This is a genomic window from Nostoc sp. TCL26-01 (genome assembly GCF_013393945.1).
GTDB lineage: Bacteria > Cyanobacteriota > Cyanobacteriia > Cyanobacteriales > Nostocaceae > Trichormus.
Map to the genome: position 1 here is coordinate 6,277,265 of NZ_CP040297.1, position 23,029 is coordinate 6,300,293.

19 protein-coding genes and 1 tRNA gene are annotated in these 23,029 nt (G+C 39.8%); 13 read left to right on the top strand and 7 right to left on the bottom strand.

The window, feature by feature from the left end; all coding sequences use genetic code 11:
- The first annotated feature begins 73 nt into the window (after positions 1 to 73).
- The 6 genes from FD725_RS27140 (at position 74) to FD725_RS27165 (ending at position 6,942) form a co-directional block, all read left to right on the top strand.
- Positions 74 to 787, top strand: coding sequence for a SapC family protein (locus FD725_RS27140; protein WP_179050992.1), 714 nt, complete (start codon positions 74 to 76; stop codon positions 785 to 787).
- 1,364 nt (positions 788 to 2,151) lie between these two features.
- Positions 2,152 to 3,147 (top strand): ABC transporter ATP-binding protein, encoded by a 996-nt coding sequence (locus FD725_RS27145; protein ID WP_179050993.1) that lies wholly within the window; start codon positions 2,152 to 2,154, stop codon positions 3,145 to 3,147.
- Positions 3,148 to 3,960 (top strand): ABC transporter permease, encoded by an 813-nt coding sequence (locus tag FD725_RS27150; protein WP_179050994.1) that lies wholly within the window; start codon positions 3,148 to 3,150, stop codon positions 3,958 to 3,960. It abuts the gene before it with no gap.
- Between the two features lie 59 nt (positions 3,961 to 4,019).
- The gene (locus FD725_RS27155; protein WP_179050995.1) at positions 4,020 to 4,217 is read left to right on the top strand and encodes a hypothetical protein; all 198 of its coding nucleotides are present in this window, start codon (positions 4,020 to 4,022) and stop codon (positions 4,215 to 4,217) included.
- Positions 4,218 to 4,337: 120 nt separating this feature from the next.
- A complete protein-coding gene (locus FD725_RS27160; protein ID WP_179051721.1) occupies positions 4,338 to 6,116 on the top strand; it encodes a Gldg family protein in 1,779 nt (592 codons plus the stop codon).
- A 256-nt stretch (positions 6,117 to 6,372) separates the two neighbouring features.
- Positions 6,373 to 6,942: a DUF4340 domain-containing protein gene (locus tag FD725_RS27165; RefSeq protein WP_179050996.1), complete on the top strand. Its 570-nt coding sequence runs from the start codon at positions 6,373 to 6,375 to the stop codon at positions 6,940 to 6,942.
- 8 nt (positions 6,943 to 6,950) lie between these two features.
- Here the strand turns inward: FD725_RS27165 and FD725_RS27170 are convergent, their stop codons facing one another.
- On the bottom strand, positions 6,951 to 7,181 hold the full coding sequence (locus FD725_RS27170) for a hypothetical protein (RefSeq protein ID WP_256871783.1): 231 nt from the start codon (positions 7,179 to 7,181) through the stop codon (positions 6,951 to 6,953).
- A gap of 305 nt (positions 7,182 to 7,486) precedes the next feature.
- On the opposite strand from FD725_RS27170, the gene purU reads away from it, so the two are divergent.
- Positions 7,487 to 8,341, top strand: coding sequence for a formyltetrahydrofolate deformylase (gene purU / locus FD725_RS27175; RefSeq protein WP_179050998.1), 855 nt, complete (start codon positions 7,487 to 7,489; stop codon positions 8,339 to 8,341).
- A 51-nt stretch (positions 8,342 to 8,392) separates the two neighbouring features.
- Here the strand turns inward: purU and FD725_RS27180 are convergent, their stop codons facing one another.
- The 3 genes from FD725_RS27180 to FD725_RS27190 all read right to left on the bottom strand — a co-directional run bounded on the left by FD725_RS27180 (position 8,393) and on the right by FD725_RS27190 (position 10,366).
- A complete protein-coding gene (locus FD725_RS27180; protein WP_256871982.1) occupies positions 8,393 to 8,920 on the bottom strand; it encodes a YdcF family protein in 528 nt (175 codons plus the stop codon).
- A gap of 262 nt (positions 8,921 to 9,182) precedes the next feature.
- Positions 9,183 to 9,256: transfer RNA gene (locus tag FD725_RS27185), tRNA-Arg, on the bottom strand.
- A gap of 33 nt (positions 9,257 to 9,289) precedes the next feature.
- Entirely contained in the window at positions 9,290 to 10,366 is a 1,077-nt protein-coding gene (locus FD725_RS27190) for a tocopherol cyclase family protein (protein ID WP_179050999.1), read from the bottom strand.
- Positions 10,367 to 10,638: 272 nt separating this feature from the next.
- Between FD725_RS27190 and FD725_RS27195 the strand changes: the two genes are divergently transcribed.
- The 4 genes from FD725_RS27195 (at position 10,639) to FD725_RS27210 (ending at position 17,990) form a co-directional block, all read left to right on the top strand.
- Positions 10,639 to 10,935: a hypothetical protein gene (locus FD725_RS27195; RefSeq protein WP_179051000.1), complete on the top strand. Its 297-nt coding sequence runs from the start codon at positions 10,639 to 10,641 to the stop codon at positions 10,933 to 10,935.
- 177 nt (positions 10,936 to 11,112) lie between these two features.
- Positions 11,113 to 16,506, top strand: a complete 5,394-nt coding sequence (locus tag FD725_RS27200) for a caspase domain-containing protein (protein WP_179051001.1) — start codon at positions 11,113 to 11,115, stop codon at positions 16,504 to 16,506.
- 67 nt (positions 16,507 to 16,573) lie between these two features.
- A complete protein-coding gene (locus tag FD725_RS27205) occupies positions 16,574 to 17,173 on the top strand; it encodes a J domain-containing protein (RefSeq protein ID WP_179051002.1) in 600 nt (199 codons plus the stop codon).
- Between the two features lie 325 nt (positions 17,174 to 17,498).
- The gene (locus FD725_RS27210) at positions 17,499 to 17,990 is read left to right on the top strand and encodes a hypothetical protein (protein ID WP_179051003.1); all 492 of its coding nucleotides are present in this window, start codon (positions 17,499 to 17,501) and stop codon (positions 17,988 to 17,990) included.
- Between the two features lie 50 nt (positions 17,991 to 18,040).
- Here the strand turns inward: FD725_RS27210 and FD725_RS27215 are convergent, their stop codons facing one another.
- Together FD725_RS27215 and FD725_RS27220 are read right to left on the bottom strand one after the other, a co-directional pair.
- A complete protein-coding gene (locus FD725_RS27215; RefSeq protein ID WP_179051004.1) occupies positions 18,041 to 18,574 on the bottom strand; it encodes a ComEA family DNA-binding protein in 534 nt (177 codons plus the stop codon).
- A 211-nt stretch (positions 18,575 to 18,785) separates the two neighbouring features.
- Positions 18,786 to 19,160 carry an SHOCT domain-containing protein gene (locus tag FD725_RS27220; protein WP_179051723.1) on the bottom strand — a complete coding sequence of 125 codons (375 nt, stop codon included), beginning with the start codon at positions 19,158 to 19,160 and terminating at the stop codon, positions 18,786 to 18,788.
- A gap of 249 nt (positions 19,161 to 19,409) precedes the next feature.
- On the opposite strand from FD725_RS27220, the gene FD725_RS27225 reads away from it, so the two are divergent.
- Positions 19,410 to 20,363, top strand: coding sequence for a J domain-containing protein (locus FD725_RS27225; protein WP_179051005.1), 954 nt, complete (start codon positions 19,410 to 19,412; stop codon positions 20,361 to 20,363).
- 112 nt (positions 20,364 to 20,475) lie between these two features.
- A complete protein-coding gene (locus FD725_RS27230; protein WP_179051006.1) occupies positions 20,476 to 20,799 on the top strand; it encodes a DUF1825 family protein in 324 nt (107 codons plus the stop codon).
- 132 nt (positions 20,800 to 20,931) lie between these two features.
- Here FD725_RS27230 and FD725_RS27235 read toward each other — a convergent pair whose 3' ends face one another.
- The gene (locus FD725_RS27235; RefSeq protein ID WP_179051007.1) at positions 20,932 to 22,854 is read right to left on the bottom strand and encodes a transglycosylase domain-containing protein; all 1,923 of its coding nucleotides are present in this window, start codon (positions 22,852 to 22,854) and stop codon (positions 20,932 to 20,934) included.
- Between the last annotated feature and the right edge of the window lie 175 nt (positions 22,855 to 23,029).

Here is a 23,029-nt window from a genome sequence, read left to right on the forward strand (position 1 = left end):
TTACAAATTACGAATCAACAATTAATAACTGGTATAATTCCTGAGTGATTAACAAAAGCATGGATAAATAGTCATGACTAAACAATTACTGATTTACGAACAAGTCGTCCCCATTTCCAAAGAACGCCACAAAGATTGGTCATTAAAACAAGGTTCAGACTATGGCTTTGCTCGTCAAATCAATTCTGTTCCCTTGATGGCAGTTGAGTTTGCCAATGCAGTTAATGATTATGCGATCGTTTTTGTCGAAAGTGAAGCAGAAATCATGCCGATCGCTATTTTAGGCGTTAAGCAAGAAGAAAACCAATTTGTCACTGAAACAGGCAGTTGGAATGCCAAATACATTCCCGCATTCATCCGCCGTTACCCCTTCATCTTCTCTAGTAGTGATGATGGACAAACCTTTACTCTATGTATAGATGAAACCTTTGAGGGATTGAACCAAGAAGGCAAAGGAGAAAGGTTTTTTGATGCAGAAGGCGAACAAACTCAATATTTAACTAATGTTCTAGAATTTTTAAAAGAATACCAAAAGCAGTTTCAAATCACACAATTTTTAGGTAAGAAACTCAAAGAGTTAGACTTACTAGAGCCAATGAAAGCTACCTTTCAGCTAAAAACAGGAGAAGAATCCTCTTTAACAGGTTTTTCTGCTGTGAGTACAGAAAGATTGAGAAAACTTTCAGGAGAGCAATTAGTAGATTTGATGCAGACAGGACAACTTGATTTGCTGTATTTGCACTTGCATTCTATGCGTAATTTCTCCTTAATTATAGAAAATACCTAAGAGGACGTTGGAAAAGTCTGTTTGTTTGTCATGTTGAATGCAGCGTAGCGGAATAAAACATCTCGGTATGTGCCACAAAACCTAGATTATTCCTGACGCTGCGCTTCAGTCAGAATGACATTTTTATACCTACTGAAACTTTTCAAACACCCTCTAATGCACTGTCAGAAAGTCGTTATATCAATTCACTAAAAATCTGCTACAAATCCAAATATAGAAACCCTTGTAAAATCAGGCTTTCTTAATTTTGAATTTTGAATTGGTATTACCTGATCAAGTAAGCTGATATTTCGTTTGTCAATTGTCAAAAGTCAACAGTCCAACTTAGCTTTTAGATTATGGACTGTTGACTTTTGCTACCTATTATGGAAAACATACAACTTAAATAGGTCAAGTCGCCTCGCTCCAATTCAAAATTAAAGACAATCCTCTGCGCTCCTCTGCGTTTAAAAACATTGATTTCATGTCTCACTTAACTGGGTTTCCTAATTAAAACTCTATCCCTTGATGGGTAGAGTATTCTGAGTTCTGAATTCTGTTTTCTGACTCCTTTTTATTATCTTCTTGAAAAAGGTTTGGATCTAAATTAGGAGGAAATATTAAAACCTCCTTTCCTGATAGCAAAAGAATTTTATGGTAAAGCTCAACTGCTTTGGATAAGTAGCAGTATTTAATCGGAACCCATCGCTCGTCACTATAAAAGTATATAACTACGCGCTCTGATGGGTAATCCTTTAAAGGGTAAGGAATGTTCCAGGGCGAAAACATACTTTTTGTTAAGAAAATTTTAATTATTTATTTAATGTTATTAGAAAAATTCTTTTAATCCCAAAAAAAGTAGTTAAAACTATCTTTAGCAATATTTTTATCTACCTCAAAAGATGTATAAATTTACTATTGCATCCTTATATATCAATAATTTTAATTTAAAGTTGATCCGAGTATTTTTTTTTAGACGCAATTAATCACGTTGAAAAATCAATTCTTTGGTGCTGGTATAGGACTATAGGACTCATATTTGATTTTTATTGGCGTAGCCTGCGCTTATACCATTTCACTCTAATAATGATACACATACATTAAGTAGAGACGTTGCATTGCAACGTCTCTACTGTTCACATTTAAAGGAAATTGGTATTACACATACAAAACTCAGTACACCTTTATTCTTTCTTCCCAGTCCCCATTGCTCCTTCCGAGTTCCCCAATTCCTTACCTCTACGAGTGATGCAGAAATCAAATCGGATTAGTATATGTATTTTCTCCAGCTCAGTCAAAAGCCTTGAGAAAATGTCAATATTGTTGAGTACCCTAAATTAAAATGCCAACACGGACATTAAGGCAAACTTATCACCAACAGACTGATGATTGAAGTTGAACATCTAAGTAAAACCTACGGTTCCACCCCAGCTATTACTGATGTGACTTTCAGCGTTGAACCAGGGGAGATTTTAGGATTTTTGGGGCCGAATGGCGCTGGTAAAACGACAACGATGCGAATTTTGGCAGGTTACTTACCCGCCAGTAGTGGGACAGCAAAAATTGCTGGCTGCGATGTCCATGAAAATTCTTTGGCGGTACGTCAGCGTATTGGTTATTTACCAGAAACACCGCCACTATATCCAGAAATGACTGTGGAAGGGTTTCTGCATTTTGTCACACGAATTAAAGGAGTAGCAGCAGGAGATCGCATCACTAAAATCAATGCGGCGATCAAACGGTGTAATCTAGAGGATAAACGCCACGTCATTATCCGCAAGTTATCTAAAGGCTATCGTCAAAGAGTCGGCATAGCACAAGCCATAGTCCATGATCCCCCAGCTATTATCCTCGATGAACCAACGGTGGGACTTGATCCTAGACAAATCATCGATGTGCGGAATTTAATTAAGAGTCTGGCTGGGACACACACCATTATTCTCTCTACTCACATTTTGCCGGAGGTGAGTATGACTTGTAGCCGTGTAGCCATTATCAATGGTGGCAAGATAGTAGCCACGAATACACCAGAAAATTTGATGACTCAGTTGACAGGTGGCTCAGGTTATGAAATCGAAATTGAAGGAGAAATAGCTTTAGCCAAACAAGTCTTGCAAAATGTCGTTGGTGTGAGTTTGGTAGAATCTATTACTGGTAATCATCACCTCAGAGAAAATCGCGCTTACCTGCGAGTGATTTCCCAACCAAGCAGCGAACCAGGAAGAGATATTGCCACAACTTTAATTCGTGCTGGCTTTGGTTTGCATGAAATGCGGCGTGTTAGCGCTACCCTAGAAGATGTCTTTTTACAACTGACTACACAAGAAAAAAATCTGGCATCCCTAGCCGACTCAGCAGACAAAGAAGGAGAAGCAGCGTAAATGGGTATAGTTTTGAGTAATATTCTTGCCATTTATCGCCGAGAATTACAGAGTTATTTTGTCTCGCCTTTAGCATATGCGATCGCTGGCGTGTTTTGGTTCCTGGCTGGATTATTTTTGGTGATGATTCTCTTGGGGCCTGATGGAATTTTGCCTTCAGTCGCCTATTTAGATTTACAAGGACAACAATTAGGCGTACCAGTTCCACCCATTGATGTTCCTTACGAATTTATCCGCGCATTTTTAGACCGACTGGGTTGGCTACTCTTATTTATCCTGCCGATTCTCTCAATGGGACTGTATGCTGAAGAACGCAAACGCGGGACATTGGAACTTTTAGCCACCTCACCAGTCACTAATTGGGCCGTCGCCGTGGGTAAGTTATTGGGAGTGCTGACATTTTTTATCAGTCTAGTTGTACCATTGCTGATATTTGAAGCGATCGCTATTAATGGCGCAACTCCCCCAATGCCAATTACAATCCCTTTATTAGCTCACTTGGGATTAATCTTGTTAGCAGCTGCTATTCTCTCTTTAGGAATGTTTATTTCCTCCTTAACAGATAGCACGATTTTGTCGGCTGTTCTCACATTTGCCCTAGTTTTATTATTGTTATTTATTGATTTAATCGCTAAAAATATAGGCGGTTCTGTAGGCGAAATCATCGGTCACTTTTCCTTGTTGAAACATTACACCACCTTTATTCAAGGGATTTTTGACACCAGCGCTTTCATATTATTTGCTAGTTACATCTTTTTGGGTATCTTTCTCACAGCCCAATCGATTGATGCACTGAGATTTCAACGTCATTAGTCATTAGTCATTAGTCATTAGTCAATAGTCATTAGTCAATAGTCATTAGTCATTAGAGGATGTTTGAAAAGTTTTGGGCGATTAGAAATAGCTACTACACAAACAAAGTCCACCTCTGTGGACTAACACAAAATCAAGTATTTCAAACCTGCGGAGGCAGGTTTCGTCTGTGTAGCCAAGCCACTGCTTTGGGGAGACACTGCGTTGTGGGGGTTCCCCCCATTGAAGCAAGTGTCGTCGGGTTTCCCGACTTGTAGCAAGTGGCGCGCGATTTATAATCGCTGGGGCTGGTATTAATTTAGACTTTTCAAACACCCTCTTAGTAAAGACAAGTGACAGGAGACAGTGACAAAGAACAAATGACAGGAACAAATGACATGAAGACTATTGGAAAAAAACAACTTGGAATATATCTGATTTGGCTAGGCTTGTTTTTGATTGTGGCTGGTTTAACTGCGGGGTTAGTGGCAGATACTTGGGGTGTGATTCCTCTAGGGTTGATAATCAGTGGCGTTGTCGTGATAGGGTTGTGGGTAGTTTGGCAAAGTCGTCAGAGTCATTGGTGGAGGCGGCGTTCGACTCAAGCTAGCACTAACGCTTTAGTCGCAACGCTAGCCGTGTTAGTAATTTTGGTATTGGTGAACTTTTTGAGTACTCGTTACCAAGTGCGGACAGACTTAACCGAAACCCAACTGTTTACCCTCTCACCCCAATCACAGCAACTAGTACGTAACCTCAAGCAACCAGTGAAAATTTGGGTGTTTGATGTCACACAAAATTCTCAAGATAAAGAACTATTGCAAAATTATCGCCGTCAAAGCAACAAATTCCAGTTTGAGTATGTTGATCCTCAAGGTAGACCAGGAATAGCCGAAAAATTTGCAGTCAAAGAATACGGTGAAGTTTATGTAGAATCAGAGAACAAGCGGCAATTAGTGCAAACAGTCAATGTTAATGAACGCCTATCAGAAATTCAGTTAACTAATAAACTACAACAAATTATTAGCGATCGCACAGCTAAAGTGTACTTTCTCCAAGGTCATGGCGAACACCCAATTACTAGCGGTGAAGGTGCAATTTCTCAAGCAATCAAAGCATTAACAGATAAAAATTATAATTCATCAGCGTTGAATCTCGCAGAAAATGCCAAAGTTCCCGATGATGCTAACGTCGTAGTTATCGCAGGCGCTAAACGGGGATTATTTGATGGCGAAGTCAAAGCTTTGCAAGACTACCTCAATCGTGGTGGTAACGTCCTACTCATGATTGACCCCAGTACTAACCCCAACCTCAACAGCTTACTTCAAGAATGGGGGGTACGCTTAGATGACCGTCTAGCCGTCGATGTTTCCAGAAGTAGTGTTAATCTCGGCCCAGCCGCACCCATAGTTACAGATTATGGACAACACCCAATAACCCAAGATTTTGGTAATGGTACTTCCTTCTATCGCCTAGCCAGACCATTAGAAATTACCCCCGTCTCCGGAGTCCAGTCTACACCCCTACTCAAAACCAAACCCTATCCCGATAGTTGGGCAGAAAGTGACCTCAAAGACGAAAATTTGCAATTTAACTCCGACAAAGACCTCAAAGGGCCTCTCACCTTGGGTGTAGCTTTAACAAGGAAACTCCCCACCCCATCCCCAACAACTCAAGCCAGCCCCACAACCTCACCCACCCCATCCCCAACAACTCAAGCCAGCCCCACAACCTCACCTACCCCATCCCCAACAACTCAACCCAGCCCCACAACCTCACCCACCCCATCCCCAACAACTCAACCCAGCCCCACAACCTCACCCACCCCATCCCCAACAACTCAACCCAGCCCCACTCCCACAGCTGCGTTAACTCCACCAGCTGAACCAAAATCCGACAAAACCACCACCGAATCACGAATGGTAGTAATTGGTAACTCTGATTTCGTCACAGATAACATATTTCCACAACAATTAAATGGAGATGTATTTCTCAACTCAGTTACTTGGCTAAATCAACAAGACGACCAAATTCTCTCAATTCGTCCCAAAGAACCAAAAAACCGCCGTATCACCCTATCCACCTCACAAGCCAACCTCTTAACCCTATCTTCTCTGTTATTCTTACCCTTACTAGCCTTTATCGCCGCCACCGCTATTTGGTGGAAACGACGATGATGAGAGTGATGAGTAGTGAGTGATGAGTAGAGAGTGAGGGAGTGAGGGAGTGCTGAGTGCTGTTAGCGGTAGCGGGGCGTTTAGCCCGTGCTGAGTAGAGAGTGAGGGAGTGAGGGAGTGAGGGAGTGCTGAGTGCTGAGTAGAGAGTGAGAGAGTGAGAGAGTGCTGAGTGCTAACTAATGACCAATGACTAATGACTATTGACCATTGACTATTGACCATTGACTATTGACCATTGACCATTGACCATTGACCAATGACTAAACACACACTAATTTTGCTATTGTTAGCGCTAGGGTTAGGTGGTTTCGTGTATTTCCACGAAATTCAGGGTGCAAGTGTACGTGAAGAAGCTAAGGAAAATCAGCAGCAAATTTTCTCTTTCACAGAAGATGATGTGCAGTCTCTAACGGTTCAGACTAAAAACCTCAGCATAAATTTAGAACGTAACCCCCAGTCTAATAACCCCAAATGGTTGCTAAAATCTCCTGTATCAGCACCTGCAAATGACGCGATAGTTGGTTATCTCATGGATTTGTTGGTTAAGGGTAAGAGTGAAAGAACTGTATCCACTCCAGCTAACCAAGTAGCAGAATTTGGTCTAGACCAACCCCAAGCAACTATTAATATTAAACTAAAAAATCAAAAAACCCAACAGTTGATTTTAGGCAAGTCTGATTTTAATCGTCGTTTTGTCTACGCCCTAACTAACTCCCAAACCCAAGCAAATGGGAATATAAATGTACTGTTAGTATCTACAGATTTTGCCAATGCTGTCAATCGAGAATTATCAGAGTGGAAACAGCCTGATAATATAAAAAAGTGATGTTGAAGTTAATTTTCATCATCACCAATTCCGACTTGTGTGGGATTTCTTAATAAATCGATATCTTTTTTATGTTTTATATTGAAACTCAACAATTCTAAATAGGCAAATGGTACAACTATCGGCCACAAAAGCGTAGCAATGGCTAAAATGATACGAGAAATAGAGCGATCGCTTGGACTCATTTCTTCATCATGAAGGAAGAAAAATATCCATTTCTTACATAACAAGTAAGCCATTACTATGTAAAATATAATGATGGGATACACAAAAATCAATTTCCACATGAAACTTCTATGCGTCAGTTATCAATCAAATCAATCAATTTATATAAATATCATTAAACAATGATGAAGTTATTCAATTACTAGAAAAATCAAACTAAAGGCTGAGGCAGCTAAAAATTTAAAGAACCATATAACCAAGCTAAAAATCATCTAGAGTAGTTATCTATTACACATTTAACTTACCTCTAAATTGCTTATGCAAACTACAGACCCTTGATTATCAAGAGTCAAAAATCCCTATTATTTTACCTTTATTTATGAATAACTGTACGGCAACTTTGCTAATTTCTTGTCCCGACCAAAGAGGATTAGTAGCAAAAATAGCGAATTTTATCTATGCCAATGGTGGTAATATTATCCACGCAGACCAGCATACAGACTTTGCTGCAGGTTTATTCCTGACTCGGATTGAATGGCAATTAGCAGGGTTCAACTTACCACGAGAATTAATTAGCCCCGCATTTAATGCCATAGCCCAACCTTTAGACGCTAAATGGGAGCTACATTTTTCTGACACAGTTCCCCGCATTGCCATTTGGGTAAGTCGCCAAGATCATTGTCTTTATGATCTAATTTGGCGACAACGTGCCAAAGAAATGGCAGCAGATATTCCCCTAATTATGAGTAACCATCATAATTTAAAAACAGTAGCAGACCAGTTTGGTATAGAATTTCAGCACATCCCCATTACTAAAGAGAACAAAACTGAACAGGAAGCCCAGCAATTAGAAATACTACAACAGCACCGAATAGATTTAGTAGTATTGGCTAAATATATGCAAATTGTTAGTGCTGACTTTATTACAAAATTTCCGCGAATTATTAATATTCATCATTCATTTTTACCAGCTTTTGTGGGTGCAAATCCCTATCACAGAGCTTTTGAAAGGGGTGTAAAAATCATTGGAGCCACAGCCCATTACGCCACTGCTGAATTAGACGCAGGGCCAATCATTGAGCAAGATGTAGTGAGAGTGAGCCACCGCGATGAAGTTGAAGATTTAATTAGAAAAGGCAAAGATTTAGAACGAGTAGTCCTAGCTAGAGCAGTGCGGTTACATCTGCAAAATCGCGTTTTAGTTTATGGTAATCGCACTGTCGTTTTTGAGTAAAAATTGATGACTTTACCAGTCCAAGTGGGTAAGTCCTAAAACTGTAACACGTCATCGCTTGTGTTTTTCATCCACACCTGTATAGCCAGTCGCCACCCAAAGCAAAGCCCTAGCTCCATCACGGATGGATTTCTCAATCGGTTCTGGTGATGTTTCTGAAGGTACGGGTATGGGTTGAAACTTAATACCTCGACTACCTAAAACAATCTCGCCAATGACACAAGCACGGCGCATATGAAAATCTGAAGTAATTAAATATACATTTTCAATCCCACGGGCTTGCAAATCATCTACTAATGTAGTAAAATTTGTAACAGTATCTACAGCTTCATAGTCTAGATGTAATCGTTTGGGGTCAATACCAGCCTTAGTAAAAACTCTCTTCGTATATGTAGGTGGACTACCACCAGAAATCCAAATTGGTAAATTCGGATGTCTCGTAGCAAATTTTGCGGTAAATTTTTCTCGTTCTAGATTTTTGGTCGAACCACCCAAAACTATCACAGCTTCGGGTTGTGTGTAATTATTTTGTGCTTCTTTGTATCCCAACCACATCAATAGGGGTAGAGCAAGAACCACAAATTGCAATGATTTACCTTTAAACAATAGATTATTCTTCAAAGCTCTACAAATTTGTCTGTTGGGGGCGTAATTTTCTCTAAAAATAGGAAAACATCTATGTTAGGTTAGCAAACTTTGGCAAAATTTACCCTGTCAGAAATTTCCCTTATTATGCTATTACGCAATCAAGCGCAAGTATTCAAAATTTTTGACATAATTAGTAACCATCCTTAGTTAAGGACTCCTGACTACTGAATCTAATTCAACTTTGTTTAGATGACGGGACTGGTGCGACTTGAACGCACGACCTGTCGCTTAGGAGGCGACCGCTCTATCCAACTGAGCTACAACCCCAGCTACGAAGCATATACAATGATAGCAGTAGTTCTAGCTAGACTGCCAAGAATTGCCCCAAGAGCCGCCACCTATTTCTAAACCACAAAGATAACTGTCTGCTTTCAGGATGACTAGAGGGTTTTTGCCCCTTATTTGTCGTAATTCCAAATGGAGTTGTCCTTGCATAGTATCTCGACAGCAGAACTGTAAACCCTTAGCTGTGGGCGCACGCAAGGGTGTACCTGGTAGATGAGTGGTTCCAGTTAATTCAATCTCATAATCTAGATTTGTTGCCTTCATTTGCCATCTACCCCAAGGCTGAATATTCCACTCTACTTGAGAATTCCAAGGAACAAATTCATAAAATTTCCCTTGATAGTGCAAACCAATCATCGCTACAGATTCCATCCACCACAACACACCACGCCTACCGCCACCAGCAGTTAATGCCAAGTCTGGTTCACCAACAAAGCTATTACAATTCAGCCAAAACCATTTTTCAGGGAACGCACCACCCCAATTTTTCTCACCGTAAGCGGGCGCATTCTCAAATTGATATACTGTGCCATTCCAATCTATCCAACCACTAGCCCAACCGTGAGCCATCAAAATCTGCCATCCTGGCTCAAAAATCTGCAAAAATGATAGCCAACCAGCCGTTGATTGTTGCATCCCATCTTGATTACCCCAACCGTAGACTGGCTGAATTTCATATTGCCAACGACAATAAAAACCAGTAGCCGCATCTCGAATTATACCTTGATTGAGATTAGCTGTAGCTTGATAACCTTGTTGGACATCACGAGCAAACTCTTGAGGTAATAGATATATAGGTGAGATATTGAGATGAGTCTCACCCCAATGACCTAAAGCCAGAACATCTGGACTAGCCCAAAATTTATTCACATCAGGGAAAGTCCGACAGATATATTCATCATTTGCTCCCAGAACTTGAGCCGCACCACCACTATAAGGTTGTCCCCCAATGGGATCTTCAATGGAATACATGAAAGCAAAAGTTTGACCACAATCTGGTAAAGTGACGCGATAATACCAGCCTTCAAAAAAACGGCGATCGCTACCATCCCAATGATATCCACTATGGGGTGTTTGCAGAGTCCTAGACATAAATTTAAATGGTAATTGCTGATGGATTTTTTCAGGCGATCGCTGTAAATTCTATTAAATTCTCCTAAATCCTATTTTTAATAGAACACATATGATCTGACCATCTTCTTAGTCTATTTGTTCACTAGATTTTTTACATAAAAAATAAATTCATTTAAATTTGTTGCTGAAAATTGAGTTTTGTAAATTTAAATAATTTAGTAAATCGCTTTCTTATTTCTGATGGAAAGTGCTATTTTTTTATAAAGTTGTGAAAAAATTAACTAAATATTATGGAAACAATTCCAATCTTGGTAAGCTTACCCAGTGAAGACGAGGCGACAAAGAACATTTTTACATCGGCTGCGGCAATAGTTTTAGTCGATGTGCCTATTTCAATATTGCAAGACAATTTAAACAAAATATGTGAGGGAGTTGCCACTCTATTTCAGGATGTCCAAGCTGTGGGAAACGTCAAGCTCAAAGAGATCACTGTTCAGGTTGAAGTCAGTGCAGAAGGAGGTATAGAAATAATTGGCACAGGGAAATTAGGAAGTAAAGGAGCAATTACACTAACTTTCTCGGAGTAGCATAAGTAAATCGTGCGAATATTTATAAATATGTAAAGACAAATTAAGTATAGGGTGCGTTGTCGCGCAGCGCAACGCACCATCAACAATTCAAGGTGCATTAGCCTATGACATAACACACCATACCTCAAATTTATATTTCGTCTTATACATTGAATTTTTCTCACCTACTTACTTATGGCAAAACGTCGAGCTTTGCTGATTGGGGTTCCAGAATACGACAGCAAAAATTTCAACGCACTACCAGTAGTTCATCGAGATGCTGAAATACTAGAACCAGTGCTGAGAAAATCTGGTTTTCATGTTGAATTGAGAGGTCTAATTAACAAAGATGATACATTAAAGAGCAACATAGTCAAGGTATTGAAGCAAGAATGTAACAATGCCAGCAAAGACGATATATTATTTCTTTATTACTCAGGACACGGCATACATTACGAAAATATAGATTATCTAGTTCCCTCAGATGTCAACACAGATTGTGACATTGAGGATTTCGAGCAGTCACTTGTTAGATGTGATTTGCTAGATAATATTGTAGATAAATCAAAAGCCTCAGCAATCATCTTTTTTATTGATGCCTGTCGAAATAAAATGGATTTGCAAGTAAAGGGGGCTGATAATTTAGGCTGGGGTAACTCAGTTTTGAAACGTAAATTCCTGAGAGTCTTTTCTTGTAGCGCCGGACAGGTTAGCTGCTTCCTAAAACCGGAAAAAAACGATGGTGAATATGGTAGCCTGTTTACTAAAGCTTTAGCATCTATCTTGGAGCCAGAGCATCCATCTATTACTCTTCAAGAAATTCTTGATGCTACCCAAGAAAAGCTAGATGAACTTACAGAGAAATATTTCAATTTAGAAAGAAATAAACAAACTATCGCCTGGGTTCGAGAGGAACACGTCAAAAGTGATATCCTGCTGTTTCGTTTAAAGACAAATTCTTTAGGAGACAGCAAAAGTCCAACAGAAAATCTATGGTATGCAGAAGTATTAAAATCGAATCTTTGGAATAATCACAGCAGTGATACTCATGTTGCTGAATACAAAAAGAGCGTTGGTGAGATAGTCAATCTTTGCTGGCAGCAATGGGAGAAAGCAGGTAAGGCTTTTGAGCAAGATCCGTGGCGAGATGAACGTTTTGCTATTAGGATATTGAAAGCTCTTGAGTTGTTGTTGAACTCTGTACCATCTATTAATCTTTCCCTGTGTGAAATAGCTCTGATAATTACTGCTCCATTTATTTATGAAGCAGTGCTAGCAACTGGGTTAGTAAAAGTAGCTGAATCCAATCTCGACATTTTGTCTATAGACAAAAACAAATCTCTTTCTGGTGGCTTTCAGATTGCTATTGAGAAAGTAAATCGAATTCAACACCGCATAGTTAGAAAAGCCAGACAGTTTAGAGATAAAGGTTTAACCAATCAGTGCGAAGCATTAAAAGCATGGTTGCTATATCGCAGCTTACTTCTGACACCAGAAGTTTGGAAAGATGATAGAGAAGGTTATCTTTTTAAGTTTTCCCGCGATTTATTTGATATCCATGATAAAAGTGAGTTACCTGGAATAAAAACAGGAGGATTTGGAATAGTTCTGCTGAATTTGGCTAACTCTATCATTTTAGAGCCTAAAAGTATTGATAAATACGAATCACCAAAGCAAATTGGAGATTCATATATCAAAGTGAAAATACTTGGCTATCTGCTAAAACTGGCTGGATTATTAGCGATAGATACGCGAAAATTTTCTGATGTATTGGTTGATAATATTGGGGTAGTAGACAAGCAAACATCATCAAAAGAATATGAGATTACGCCAAAAGGGGTAAACGAAAATATAAATCAGATTGATTGGATGCGTTCTGGTTCTGGTTATACCCTTAAGGGAACTTGCAACTACCCAGCATTAGATTTTGTACTGCGTGAACACATAGAGGAAATTAGCACAGTTCTTGATCATATTCTCCAACAGGTAGAAAAACCAGAAATAGCAGAGCTTTCTAGCTTGCCGACACGCTTCAACGCTGAAGGTCTTACAGCAGCAAAAGGCAGCGATAATCGTCCTCTATATACAAGACCGCATCTATCTTTCCAGTTGGCTCATCATGAAATCCGGGAACTCATTATGGGTAAACAACTCTATGGAGATCCCTCTCTAGCCATCAGAGAACTTTACCAAAACGCTCTGGATGCCTGTCGTTATCGAGAGGCGCGGCATAAATATTTTCAGCAAAAGCCACCAACCAATTATTACCAAGAATCCCAAGAATCATGGAAGGGAAAAATCACTTTCCGGCAGGGAAAAGAAAATGGGCGAGCCTACATAGAATGCCAAGATAATGGAATTGGGATGGAGTCTCAGCAGCTCACTGATTGTTTTACTTGTGCAGGTCGCCGCTTTGCCGATTTGCCTGAATTTATTGAGGAACAAGTTGAGTGGCTGAAATGTAATCCTCGTGTCGAAATATACCCTAATAGCCAGTTTGGTGTTGGTGTCTTTAGCTACTTTATGCTAGCGGATGAATTAGAAGTAAAGACTTGTAGACTTGGCCTTGATGGCAAGCCTGGTCTAATTTTACGTCTATTTATACCTGGCAGTAGTGGTCTATTGCGATTAAAGCCTGGGGGAAATGGAAGTGATGATGATTTAGGCACAACAGTGCGCCTTTATCTTAACGAAGTAGAATATCAAGACGAACCAATATCTTGTCTGAAAACACTCAAGAAACTGCTATGGGTTGCAGAGTTTTCAACAGAAGTTTGGGAAGATGACACTTTAAAAGAGAGTTGGGAACCAGGAAAACTGCAACATCCTGATTTGTCTGATCACCAAATTGTTCGTGCAGGTAAATCAGATATTTGGTGGATTAATTATAGAGACAACAGAGAAAAAGGATGTGTTTTATCTGACGGAATTTATACAGAGACTGAATCTGAATTGACGGTAATCAATCTACGCAAGGAACATCTGCCAAAACTGACTGTAGATCGACAAAAAATTGTTGACTTAGATTTAAGCTGGGTTAAAAAGGAACTGAGCGACGGTTGGGAATCATTAATCAGTTGGGAAGGGCTAACTATTCAATGGTTTTGGCAACTAGAAGTAATATATCTTGATATTGCTATCAAAGTAGTCGATTACTTATGCCGAAATCAAGCATCTGTGAAATTAAAAGGTGATAGTAGTTGGAATCAAAGATCATACTATTCTCTGTCTGATTATCCAGAACTTATCGGTTGGAGTTATCAGGATACCAATATACCAATTTATAAAATTGGAATTTGTGTAATAGATGGTTTTATTGCACACTTTATGTTAAAAAATAAAAAGGAAACTAAATTAAATTCATATGATATAAAGGATATCAAAAATATTGCTCCTTTGTGGGTAGTTTTACATCGGATTGCGACTTTACATCAATATGGTTTAGAAATACCACCGTTTTTACAAGAAACCATAAAAGCTTTCAAGGCTCATGACCAACTTAAAGTAATATTTCCAGGAGATGAATTTTGTTTTAATGCTTCTGCTGGTAAGGAAGATGAAACAGAAAGGTATCAGTCTGCTTTAGATATTTTATTACTGGGAACACATAAATTAAGTGAATCAGTAGCAGATATGCTGCAACGGTTAGAGCGATTTTACCCTCTTTTTGATTTAGATCGTTTGGAGCTAAAGAAGATATCCCATATTGATATAGAAACTGTAAAAGATTTAATTCCTAGCCAAGAAGATTTACGTCTTCTGTCCAAAAATCTCTATGGTCAAAGTCCTTGGGTAGAAGAAACAATACCTTTGAGACATATATGGTTAGCAGCAGCAAAGTTAAAGAAACCAGTTGAGGAAATTTATCAACAGCTAGAAAAATTTCAGCCATTAGGGTGGAAACTACCACAAGTTGATTCCAAGGCAGTCAAAAATTTAATTATTAGTGAAGAAGATTTACGTCTTCTGTCCCAATCTCTCAATGGTGAAAGTCCTTGGTTAGAAGAGAAAATACCTTTTACACATCTGCTAGTAGCAGCAAGAAAGTTAGAAAAACCAGTTGGGGAAATTCATCAACAGCTAGAAAAATTTCAGCCATTAGGGTGGAAACTACCACAAGTTGATTCCAAGGCAGTCAAAAATTTAATTATTAGTGAAGAAGATTTACGTCTTCTGTCCCAATCTCTCAATGGTGAAAGTCCTTGGTTAGAAGAGAAAATACCTTTGACACATCTGCTAGTAGCAGCAAGAAAGTTAGAAAAACCAGTTGGGGAAATTCATCAACGCCTAAAAAAATTTCAACCATTAGGATGGAAACTACCGCAAGTTGATTCAAAGGTAGTCAAAAACTTAATTATCAGCGAAGAAGATTTACTTCTTCTGTCCCAATATCTCAATGGTGAAAGTCCTTGGTTGGAAGAAAAAATACCTTTGATACATCTGCTGGAAGCAGCCGCAAATTTAGAGAAACCAGTTGCAGAAATTCGTCAAGGTTTAGAAAAATTTGAGAAATTAGGTTGGCAACTACCGCCATATAATTCTGTAATGGAAGATTTAATTCCTAGTCAAGAAGATTTAAGCCTTTTGTCTCAATCTCTGAATGGTGCAAGTCCTTGGGTAGAAGATATCATACCTTTGAGAAATGTGGTGATAGGCGCAGCAAGGTTTCGGAAATCAGTTGGGGAAATTCTTCAACAGCTAGAAAAATTTCAGCTATTGGGTTGGAAGATACCACCTAATTACATAAATATCAGTGAAAGTTTAATTCCTAATCAAGAGGATTTACCTCTTTTGTCACCATATTTAGATGTTCATTTTTTTGAGATAGAAGAAAATATAACTTCTAGTAATATTTTCAGAGCAGCAAAAAGATTGGATAAGCCAGTAGCAGATGTTTATGAGGAATTTAAAAAATTTCAAGTATTAGGCTTCCAATTACCAGATATAAATTTAGAGTGTGCGGAAGCAAATAGTTTAATTCCTTCTGACAATGATTTTATTCTTGTTTCTAAAGAGTTAGATTCGTATTCCGACGATTTTTATGATGAGAAAATACCTGCTGTTCATTTGTTACGAGTATCAGCAAAATTGAATAGATCAGTGGGAGATGTATTTAAGCGATCGCAAGTCTTAGCTGAAGTGTTGAACCTAGAACTACCGCCAGTAAAATTAAATTTATTAGAGGATTGGATCGTCTCGCTTAGAGATATTCTTATCCTATCAGAAAACCTTAATGCAGTGGAACCTTGGATTGAAGATAGTTTTTCACTCATGCACGTAATTCAATTCTCAGCCCGCTTTAATGAACCATTAAGAGAGACAATAGATTATCTGCAAAAATTTGAAGCAGTAGGATTCAATCTACCCAAGGTTGATTTCCAACTTATTTCAGACAATTTTACTCCCAGTCTCAAGGATTTGATTGCTGTTTCACAAGATTTAGATGGAATAAAACCTTGGATTCAAGGTGATGTTACTGAAGATCACCTAACCAAAGCTACAAGTAAACTCAAAGAGTCAAGAGAACAGATTTTAGGGCGATTAAAACCTTTTTCTCTGTTGTTGAGGTTCCATCAGCCTGAAGAATAGCAGCCAATAAAACCTTGTGAAAGTTTGGTTAACATAGATTTACATAGTTTTATTTTGAGTGTGCGCGATGTCTGATGACAAGTCGCTGGATGGTTCACAGCTTGATATCAATCATGCTTATGTAATTTTGGGGTTAAAACCTGGTGCATCCCAGGTGCAAGTCAAGCAAGCGTACCGCCAGATGGTAAAAACTTGGCATCCCGATCGCTTTTTTGATGCACGGCAAAAACAGCAGGCTGAGGAGAAGATTAAACAAATCAATATTGCTTACAATCTACTCAAATCGGTAACTCCAGCCACTGAACCACCAGTGTCCCCTCCCAAGGAAAAGACTGTAAAAGTATCTGTCAATCGCTGGGATGGGGAAACTTTTTATAACTATGGTGTGGAAAGTGCGACGAAGGGAGAATATGAAGAAGCGATCGCCTACTTCACACAAGCAATTAGCCTCAACCCTAATTATGTCGATGCTTACAAATATCGGGGATTAGTTTGTTCACAATTGGGATATGAATATCGAGCCACTTCAGATTTAAATAAAGCTGCACAGTTAGAAGGTAAAATGCCCAAATTTGCTAATTATACCTCATCTAGATATAAAGCTAAACCAATATCTTTCAGAGTCAGGTTATGTCAAAAAATTAAAAGATTTTTGCGAATCAATTGATCATGGGAATGGGTACTTGAAAATTCTGCTGCTTGGTGATGTACATTTCGTTGCAGTCAGAGTCTAGAGCATATCTCATCTGAACTCATAACTCACTACTGCCATAAATCAAAAATCAAATAAAATGTTCCCTGCTGTTTAATTATTTCATGAAGATACTGTTAAACATTGATATATTAATATAAATTTATTGACTGAAAATATTAAGACATTTATTCATTGTGTCAAATGTGAATGTGGCACAATTCATAGATGATTTCTCGAAATTTTTTAATTAGAATATGTATATATCATTACTAATATAAGAGCCTGTTGGAGGGCTGCTATGAAAAACTGTCGCCCCCGACTTCATTTGAAAGGCGGTTGGCTTTTAGCGATACTTGCTACTGTAATTGCTACACCAGCGATCGCCCAAACAGCGAACTTTGGTACATTCAAGTTATCACTAGGGTTTCCCCCATCCCAGGGAACACTATCTGGTTACACAGGTGGTTCTTTCTCTTTGTCAGCAATGAGTAACCGCGATCGCGATCGCAAACCTTGTATTGGCTTTGCTGATCCCAAGCCAGACCATATCATGATTCTCGAAAAAGATTTCCCTCGTCTGAAATTATTAATCAATAGTGGCGGTAACGATACTACCTTATTGATTCAAGGGCCAGACAACACAACCATTCGTTGTGGTGATGATACAGGTAAAAACAAAGACGCTAGCATTGACGATCGCAATTGGCCAGAAGGGACTTATCGAATTTGGGTAGGTACATTCAACTCTGGAGTTAAGCGTAACTACACTTTGACAGTACAGCAACCGTAAATTAATGATGAGAGAGTGTTTAAGAAGCTATGCTGAGAAACATTCTCTTTTTAAAATCGCAGAAAATACATCAACTGTGCGATCGCTTCCCCTGAAAGCTGTAATCTTCGCTGGAAATCAGCTAGGTTACGGTAGTTTCCCAGTGACAAGCGATTTTGCACTACAGCTTGAGCAAGAGACGCATCTATAAATGGTATTTGGGTTAACTGTTCAACGGATGATGTGTTGGGATTAATTAAGTCTGACGAATGAACTAGAGATTCTTGATCGTAGTAGCTAAAATTCAGTAAAGGTTTTAATGGTTCTAATCGTGGTGCGGGTAAACCCAGAGCCGCAGCCACATCTTCTATACAATAAAATTTTAACCCAGAACGGGAAAGTTCTACTAGCGATCGCGCCTGATGAATTGACAACCCCGGTAAACGTAACCAATCATCCACCGTTGCTTGATTAGCATCAATACAAATCCCCAATTGCGCCGCCATCTGCATCTCTTCCCCAGACTGTAATCGATAATAGGGGTCATTCAGCAACTTGGCACGCAATTTTTGTAACCGAGAATTCCAAGGTAGCCAGTTAGTCATTGGTCATTAGTCAATGGTCAATGGTCAATGGTCAATGGTCATTAGTCAATAGTCATTAGTCATTAGTCATCACTCCCTCACTCTTTTCTCAGCACGGGCTAAACGCCCCGCTACCGCTAACAGCACTCAGCACTCACTCTCTCACTCCCTCACTCTTTACTCTTTACTCAGCACTCAGTACTCCCTTACTCCCTTCTTTTCCTACTCTTCATTAAGAAATTTGATCTAGCAATTGACGGCGCTTTTGTTCAAATTCATATTCGGAAATTAAGCCATCTTGGCGTAGTGTATCTAGTTCACGTAGAGCATCAGCGATCGCTCCTACTTGGTTAACTATATACGGGGATTGTTTGATTGGTGACTTACCCATATTAAAATTGCGATCAAATGCTTCTTCGTCTTGAGCTAAGTACCAAACTGCCTCTATTGCACTAGCTACTTTGGGAATAGGTGTCCAAGAGAGTGCAAAATATAACATACCCCAAAGTGGCTGTCCTAAATAGAACTTGTGCCATCCAGAAATACTCACCGTTCCGGCGAAAGCTAAAACCGCCGCAATACTCCGACTTTTACGCTTAGTTAACATATCCCTTATAAATAAATCTACAGTTACCAAATTATTGATCATCAAACAGCGATCGCCGCAATCCACAGTCATAAAACTAACGAAAAAGCCTCATGTCTTCCACCTCCATACCCCTGTTTTTCAACTGACCACCAATTCTTCCCATAAAAACCCCAATCCCCAGTACCCAATCCCCAATCCCCAATCCCCAGTACCCAATCCCTATTCTCCGATGCTATCTTAAAGTTTTCATCTGCAAACGCTACTAAAATGTCACAGACTTTCCTCCACACAGAATGGCTGAACAAATTATCTGATCCCTTTGCTGTGCTAGGAGTTGCGGTGACAGCAGATGAACGCCGCATTCTGAACCGTTATCATGTTTTAGCCAAGCTACTCCATCCTGATCGCTATACCCATAGCAATAATTTAGACAAAACATTAGCGACTGCCATATTTACTCGCTTAATCAACCCTGCTCATGAGCAATTGAAGCACAAATCAGAGCGTAATCATCTAGTCGCCACACTGCGTTCAGAAGCGATCGCTCAAAAAAAACAGGCTATGTTTGTCGAAGGTTCTGTAGCTAGAAAACTTGTCTCAATGTCTGCACGAGAGGCAGAATTATATTATGAAGAAGCGATCGCCTCTTATGCAGAAGCTCAATACAAATCTTTTTCAAGAAGTTATCACATAACTCAACAAATCATTACACTCAACTTGGTTTATTTGTGCATACAGAAACCAGAATCAATGATTCTGCAAGTCAACACACCTGCAAAACTCAAAACGCCACCTCAGTCAGTAGAAATAGAATCAACACCACATCAGAAAACTAGTGTCCAACCAGCCTTAATTAACTACGCTCAACGTCACTACCAGCGTGCCATTCAATACGCTAAACAAGGTAACTGGGCTTTGGCCGTGCCAGAACTTAGGGATGCGATTAAGCTAGAACCAAATAATAGTGATTACTATGCCTTGTTAGGGTTTGTCCATTTGCGACAGAATTTTCTAGGCATGGCAAAAGTTTATACACGCCACGCATTGAAACTCAACCCAAAACAGCCATTAGCATTAAAATACAGTGCTGAGATGAAAATTAACCTCAATGAAAACACTCATCCCAAATCCATTGCTAAAGCAGTTGGTATCGCCGCCATGTTGAGTAAGTTTGTTAGCGCAATAGAACTTAACGCTAGTCAAGTGTTGAAATCTCGGTAAAAAACCGTACTTAGACCGAAGCTTGTGTTGGAGATGAATCCCCTAGACTAGAATTAAAAGAGAGGCAAAACTGTAAGTTGCTGAGTCTTATTACTCAGCCGAGTAGAGGCACATGGGATTCTTTGACTCTGAGATAGTTCAGCAAGAAGCGAAGCAGTTGTTTGAAGATTATCAAGCACTGATTAAACTAGGCAACAGCTACGGCAAATTTGACCGTGAAGGCAAAAAGCTATTCATCGAGCAGATGGAAGCAATGATGGATCGTTATCGTATCTTTATGAAACGGTTCGAGCTTTCCGAAGATTTTATGGCACAAATGACCGTAGAGCAATTAAAAACTCAATTAAACCAGTTTGGCATCACTCCCCAACAGATGTTTGAGCAAATGAATATGACTCTACAAAGAATGAAAAATGAGCTAGAGAAGCAGACTTAAGAGGGGATAGGTGATAGGTGATAGGGAGCAGAGAAGCAGAGGGGCAGAGGGGCAGGGGAGCAGAGGAGAATAATTAATCAATACTCATTACTCAGCACTCATCACTCCCTCACTCCCTCACTCCCTCACTCCCTAATTTGACTTAGGACGAGTAAACTGCGAAGGTGGCTTGAATTTTTCTACGGGGACACCTTTGAGCGCTTTCGTCATAAAATCGCGCCAGATGGGGGCCACCATCACACCACCAGTTGCACCACTGGCTAATTGTCTATTGTCGTCTCTACCTACCCAGACAGCAGTGGTCAACTGTGGTACTGTACCCACAAACCAGATATCTTTTTCTGATGAAGTTGTACCCGTTTTACCAGCAGCAGGACGGCCGATAGCAGCATTCTTACCTGTACCTTCAGTAATAACTGACTCCATCGTATTAATAATGGCAGCTGATGCCCAAGGATCTAATACTTGCTGGGGTTTAGGTGTATTATCTAACAATACATTACCGCTACTGTCGGTGACACGAGCAATAATTGTCGATGGTGACTGCCAACCATAGTTAGCAAAGGTAGCATAAGCACTAGCCATTTCCATTGGAGTCATACCAATAGCACCCAAGGGTAAAGAACTTACAGGCTCCATCGGACTCATAATTCCTAGAGTTCGGCAAGTTTCAATTACCTTATTCATCCCCACAGATTTACCCAGCTTAATTACCGGGATGTTACGCGACTGTGCTAGGGCCGTGCGAATCGACATCGCGCCCTTAAATGAACCATCGTAGTTTCTGGGATAATACCAACCATCTCCATCTCGATAACTAACAGGAGCATCTACCACTGTGGAGTCTGGTGCAAACCTACCACTAGCGAAAGCCGTGTAGTAAACAAATGGTTTAAAAGAAGATCCTGGCTGACGCTGGGCTTGGGTTGCTCGGTTAAATTCGCTAGCTTTTGAGTCTACACCACCGACCAAAGCTTTAACAAAATGCGTCCGGGGGTCAATGGCTACCAAAGCAATTTGGTTTTTGCTCAAACCTTGCCCAAGTAAAGTTTTATGCCATTTTTTGACCGTATCTTCTGCCATGATTTGAAAGTCAGCATCAACCGTAGTTTGCACCCGCATCCCACCTTTCAATAGAGCATCCCGGCCAAACTTTTTAGCTAATTCCTGAGCGACGGTGTTACTGACATAGGGTAAAGCACTACCTTGGAAGGAACGAATTTTACCCAGTTTAATTTCTTGTTTGAGCGCATCATCATGTTCTTGCTGGGTAATCCAGCCGAGTTCCAGCATCCGCCCTAATACTTCTTTTTGTTTTTGTTTCGCCAGTTTCATGCTGACAAATGGGCTAAATTCTTCTGGTGCTTGAATTAACCCGGCCATCATCGCTGACTCACCCAAAGTTAAAAACTCAGATGATTTATTAAAATAACTGCGGGCGGCTGTCTGCACGCCGTAATTATTATGACCCCAATAAACTTGATTGAGGTACATTTCTAAAATTTGGTCTTTGGTGAGGATTTGCTCTAAGCGAATCGCTAAGACTCCCTCGGCTAATTTCCGTGTAAAAGCCCGTTTCCGAGACAAGAACAAGTTTTTTACCAACTGCATGGTGACAGTAGAGCCACCTTCTTTGACACCACCAGCTACGGCGTTGACAATTACCGCACGTCCAACGCCAGTTGGATTAATGCCGTGGTGATAGTAGAAATGACCATCTTCGCTGGCTAGTACAGCCCGTTTCAGATTAGGGGAGATTTTATCTAAAGGAACAACTTCGCGGTTGGCTTCACCGTGGACACTCGCCAACAGTTTGCCTTTGATGTCATAGATGTAAGTTGTTTCTGACGGGAAAAAGTTACGTAATTGTCTGACATCTGGTAAATTACGGAAACTGATAGCCAAGCCTACCAGCCCTCCGGCTACAATAGAACTTGCCAGCATCGTAATTGACAACAGAGTCCCGCCAGCTACCTGACCGACTCCTTTGAAAAACTCAAATCCAGGCGAAGTCCGACGCTGCGGTTGCTTTTCTTCAAAAGTCCTAGACGACACGGCGATTTCACTTCCTCACTTGTAAATATTACTGTAATTCATTCTTTGAAGCAGAGTGGTTAATTTTTTGCAATTATATTAGTCTGACAGATGAAATAACGGACAATTTGTCTGTGAATATAACTCATCCAACAACTTTTCGAGTAAAAAGCGTAGTTAATAGCGAATCTCCTAG

Coding starts and splice junctions, on each gene's coding strand:
- FD725_RS27140 (WP_179050992.1), top strand. CDS start 74: ATGACTAAACAATTACTGATTTACGAACAAGTCGTCCCCATTTCCAAA.
- FD725_RS27145 (WP_179050993.1), top strand. CDS start 2,152: ATGATTGAAGTTGAACATCTAAGTAAAACCTACGGTTCCACCCCAGCT.
- FD725_RS27150 (WP_179050994.1), top strand. CDS start 3,148: ATGGGTATAGTTTTGAGTAATATTCTTGCCATTTATCGCCGAGAATTA.
- FD725_RS27155 (WP_179050995.1), top strand. CDS start 4,020: ATGTTTGAAAAGTTTTGGGCGATTAGAAATAGCTACTACACAAACAAA.
- FD725_RS27160 (WP_179051721.1), top strand. CDS start 4,338: ATGAAGACTATTGGAAAAAAACAACTTGGAATATATCTGATTTGGCTA.
- FD725_RS27165 (WP_179050996.1), top strand. CDS start 6,373: ATGACTAAACACACACTAATTTTGCTATTGTTAGCGCTAGGGTTAGGT.
- FD725_RS27170 (WP_256871783.1), bottom strand. CDS start 7,181: ATGGCTTACTTGTTATGTAAGAAATGGATATTTTTCTTCCTTCATGAT.
- purU (WP_179050998.1), top strand. CDS start 7,487: ATGAATAACTGTACGGCAACTTTGCTAATTTCTTGTCCCGACCAAAGA.
- FD725_RS27190 (WP_179050999.1), bottom strand. CDS start 10,366: ATGTCTAGGACTCTGCAAACACCCCATAGTGGATATCATTGGGATGGT.
- FD725_RS27195 (WP_179051000.1), top strand. CDS start 10,639: ATGGAAACAATTCCAATCTTGGTAAGCTTACCCAGTGAAGACGAGGCG.
- FD725_RS27200 (WP_179051001.1), top strand. CDS start 11,113: ATGGCAAAACGTCGAGCTTTGCTGATTGGGGTTCCAGAATACGACAGC.
- FD725_RS27205 (WP_179051002.1), top strand. CDS start 16,574: ATGTCTGATGACAAGTCGCTGGATGGTTCACAGCTTGATATCAATCAT.
- FD725_RS27210 (WP_179051003.1), top strand. CDS start 17,499: ATGAAAAACTGTCGCCCCCGACTTCATTTGAAAGGCGGTTGGCTTTTA.
- FD725_RS27215 (WP_179051004.1), bottom strand. CDS start 18,574: ATGACTAACTGGCTACCTTGGAATTCTCGGTTACAAAAATTGCGTGCC.
- FD725_RS27220 (WP_179051723.1), bottom strand. CDS start 19,160: ATGTTAACTAAGCGTAAAAGTCGGAGTATTGCGGCGGTTTTAGCTTTC.
- FD725_RS27225 (WP_179051005.1), top strand. CDS start 19,410: ATGTCACAGACTTTCCTCCACACAGAATGGCTGAACAAATTATCTGAT.
- FD725_RS27230 (WP_179051006.1), top strand. CDS start 20,476: ATGGGATTCTTTGACTCTGAGATAGTTCAGCAAGAAGCGAAGCAGTTG.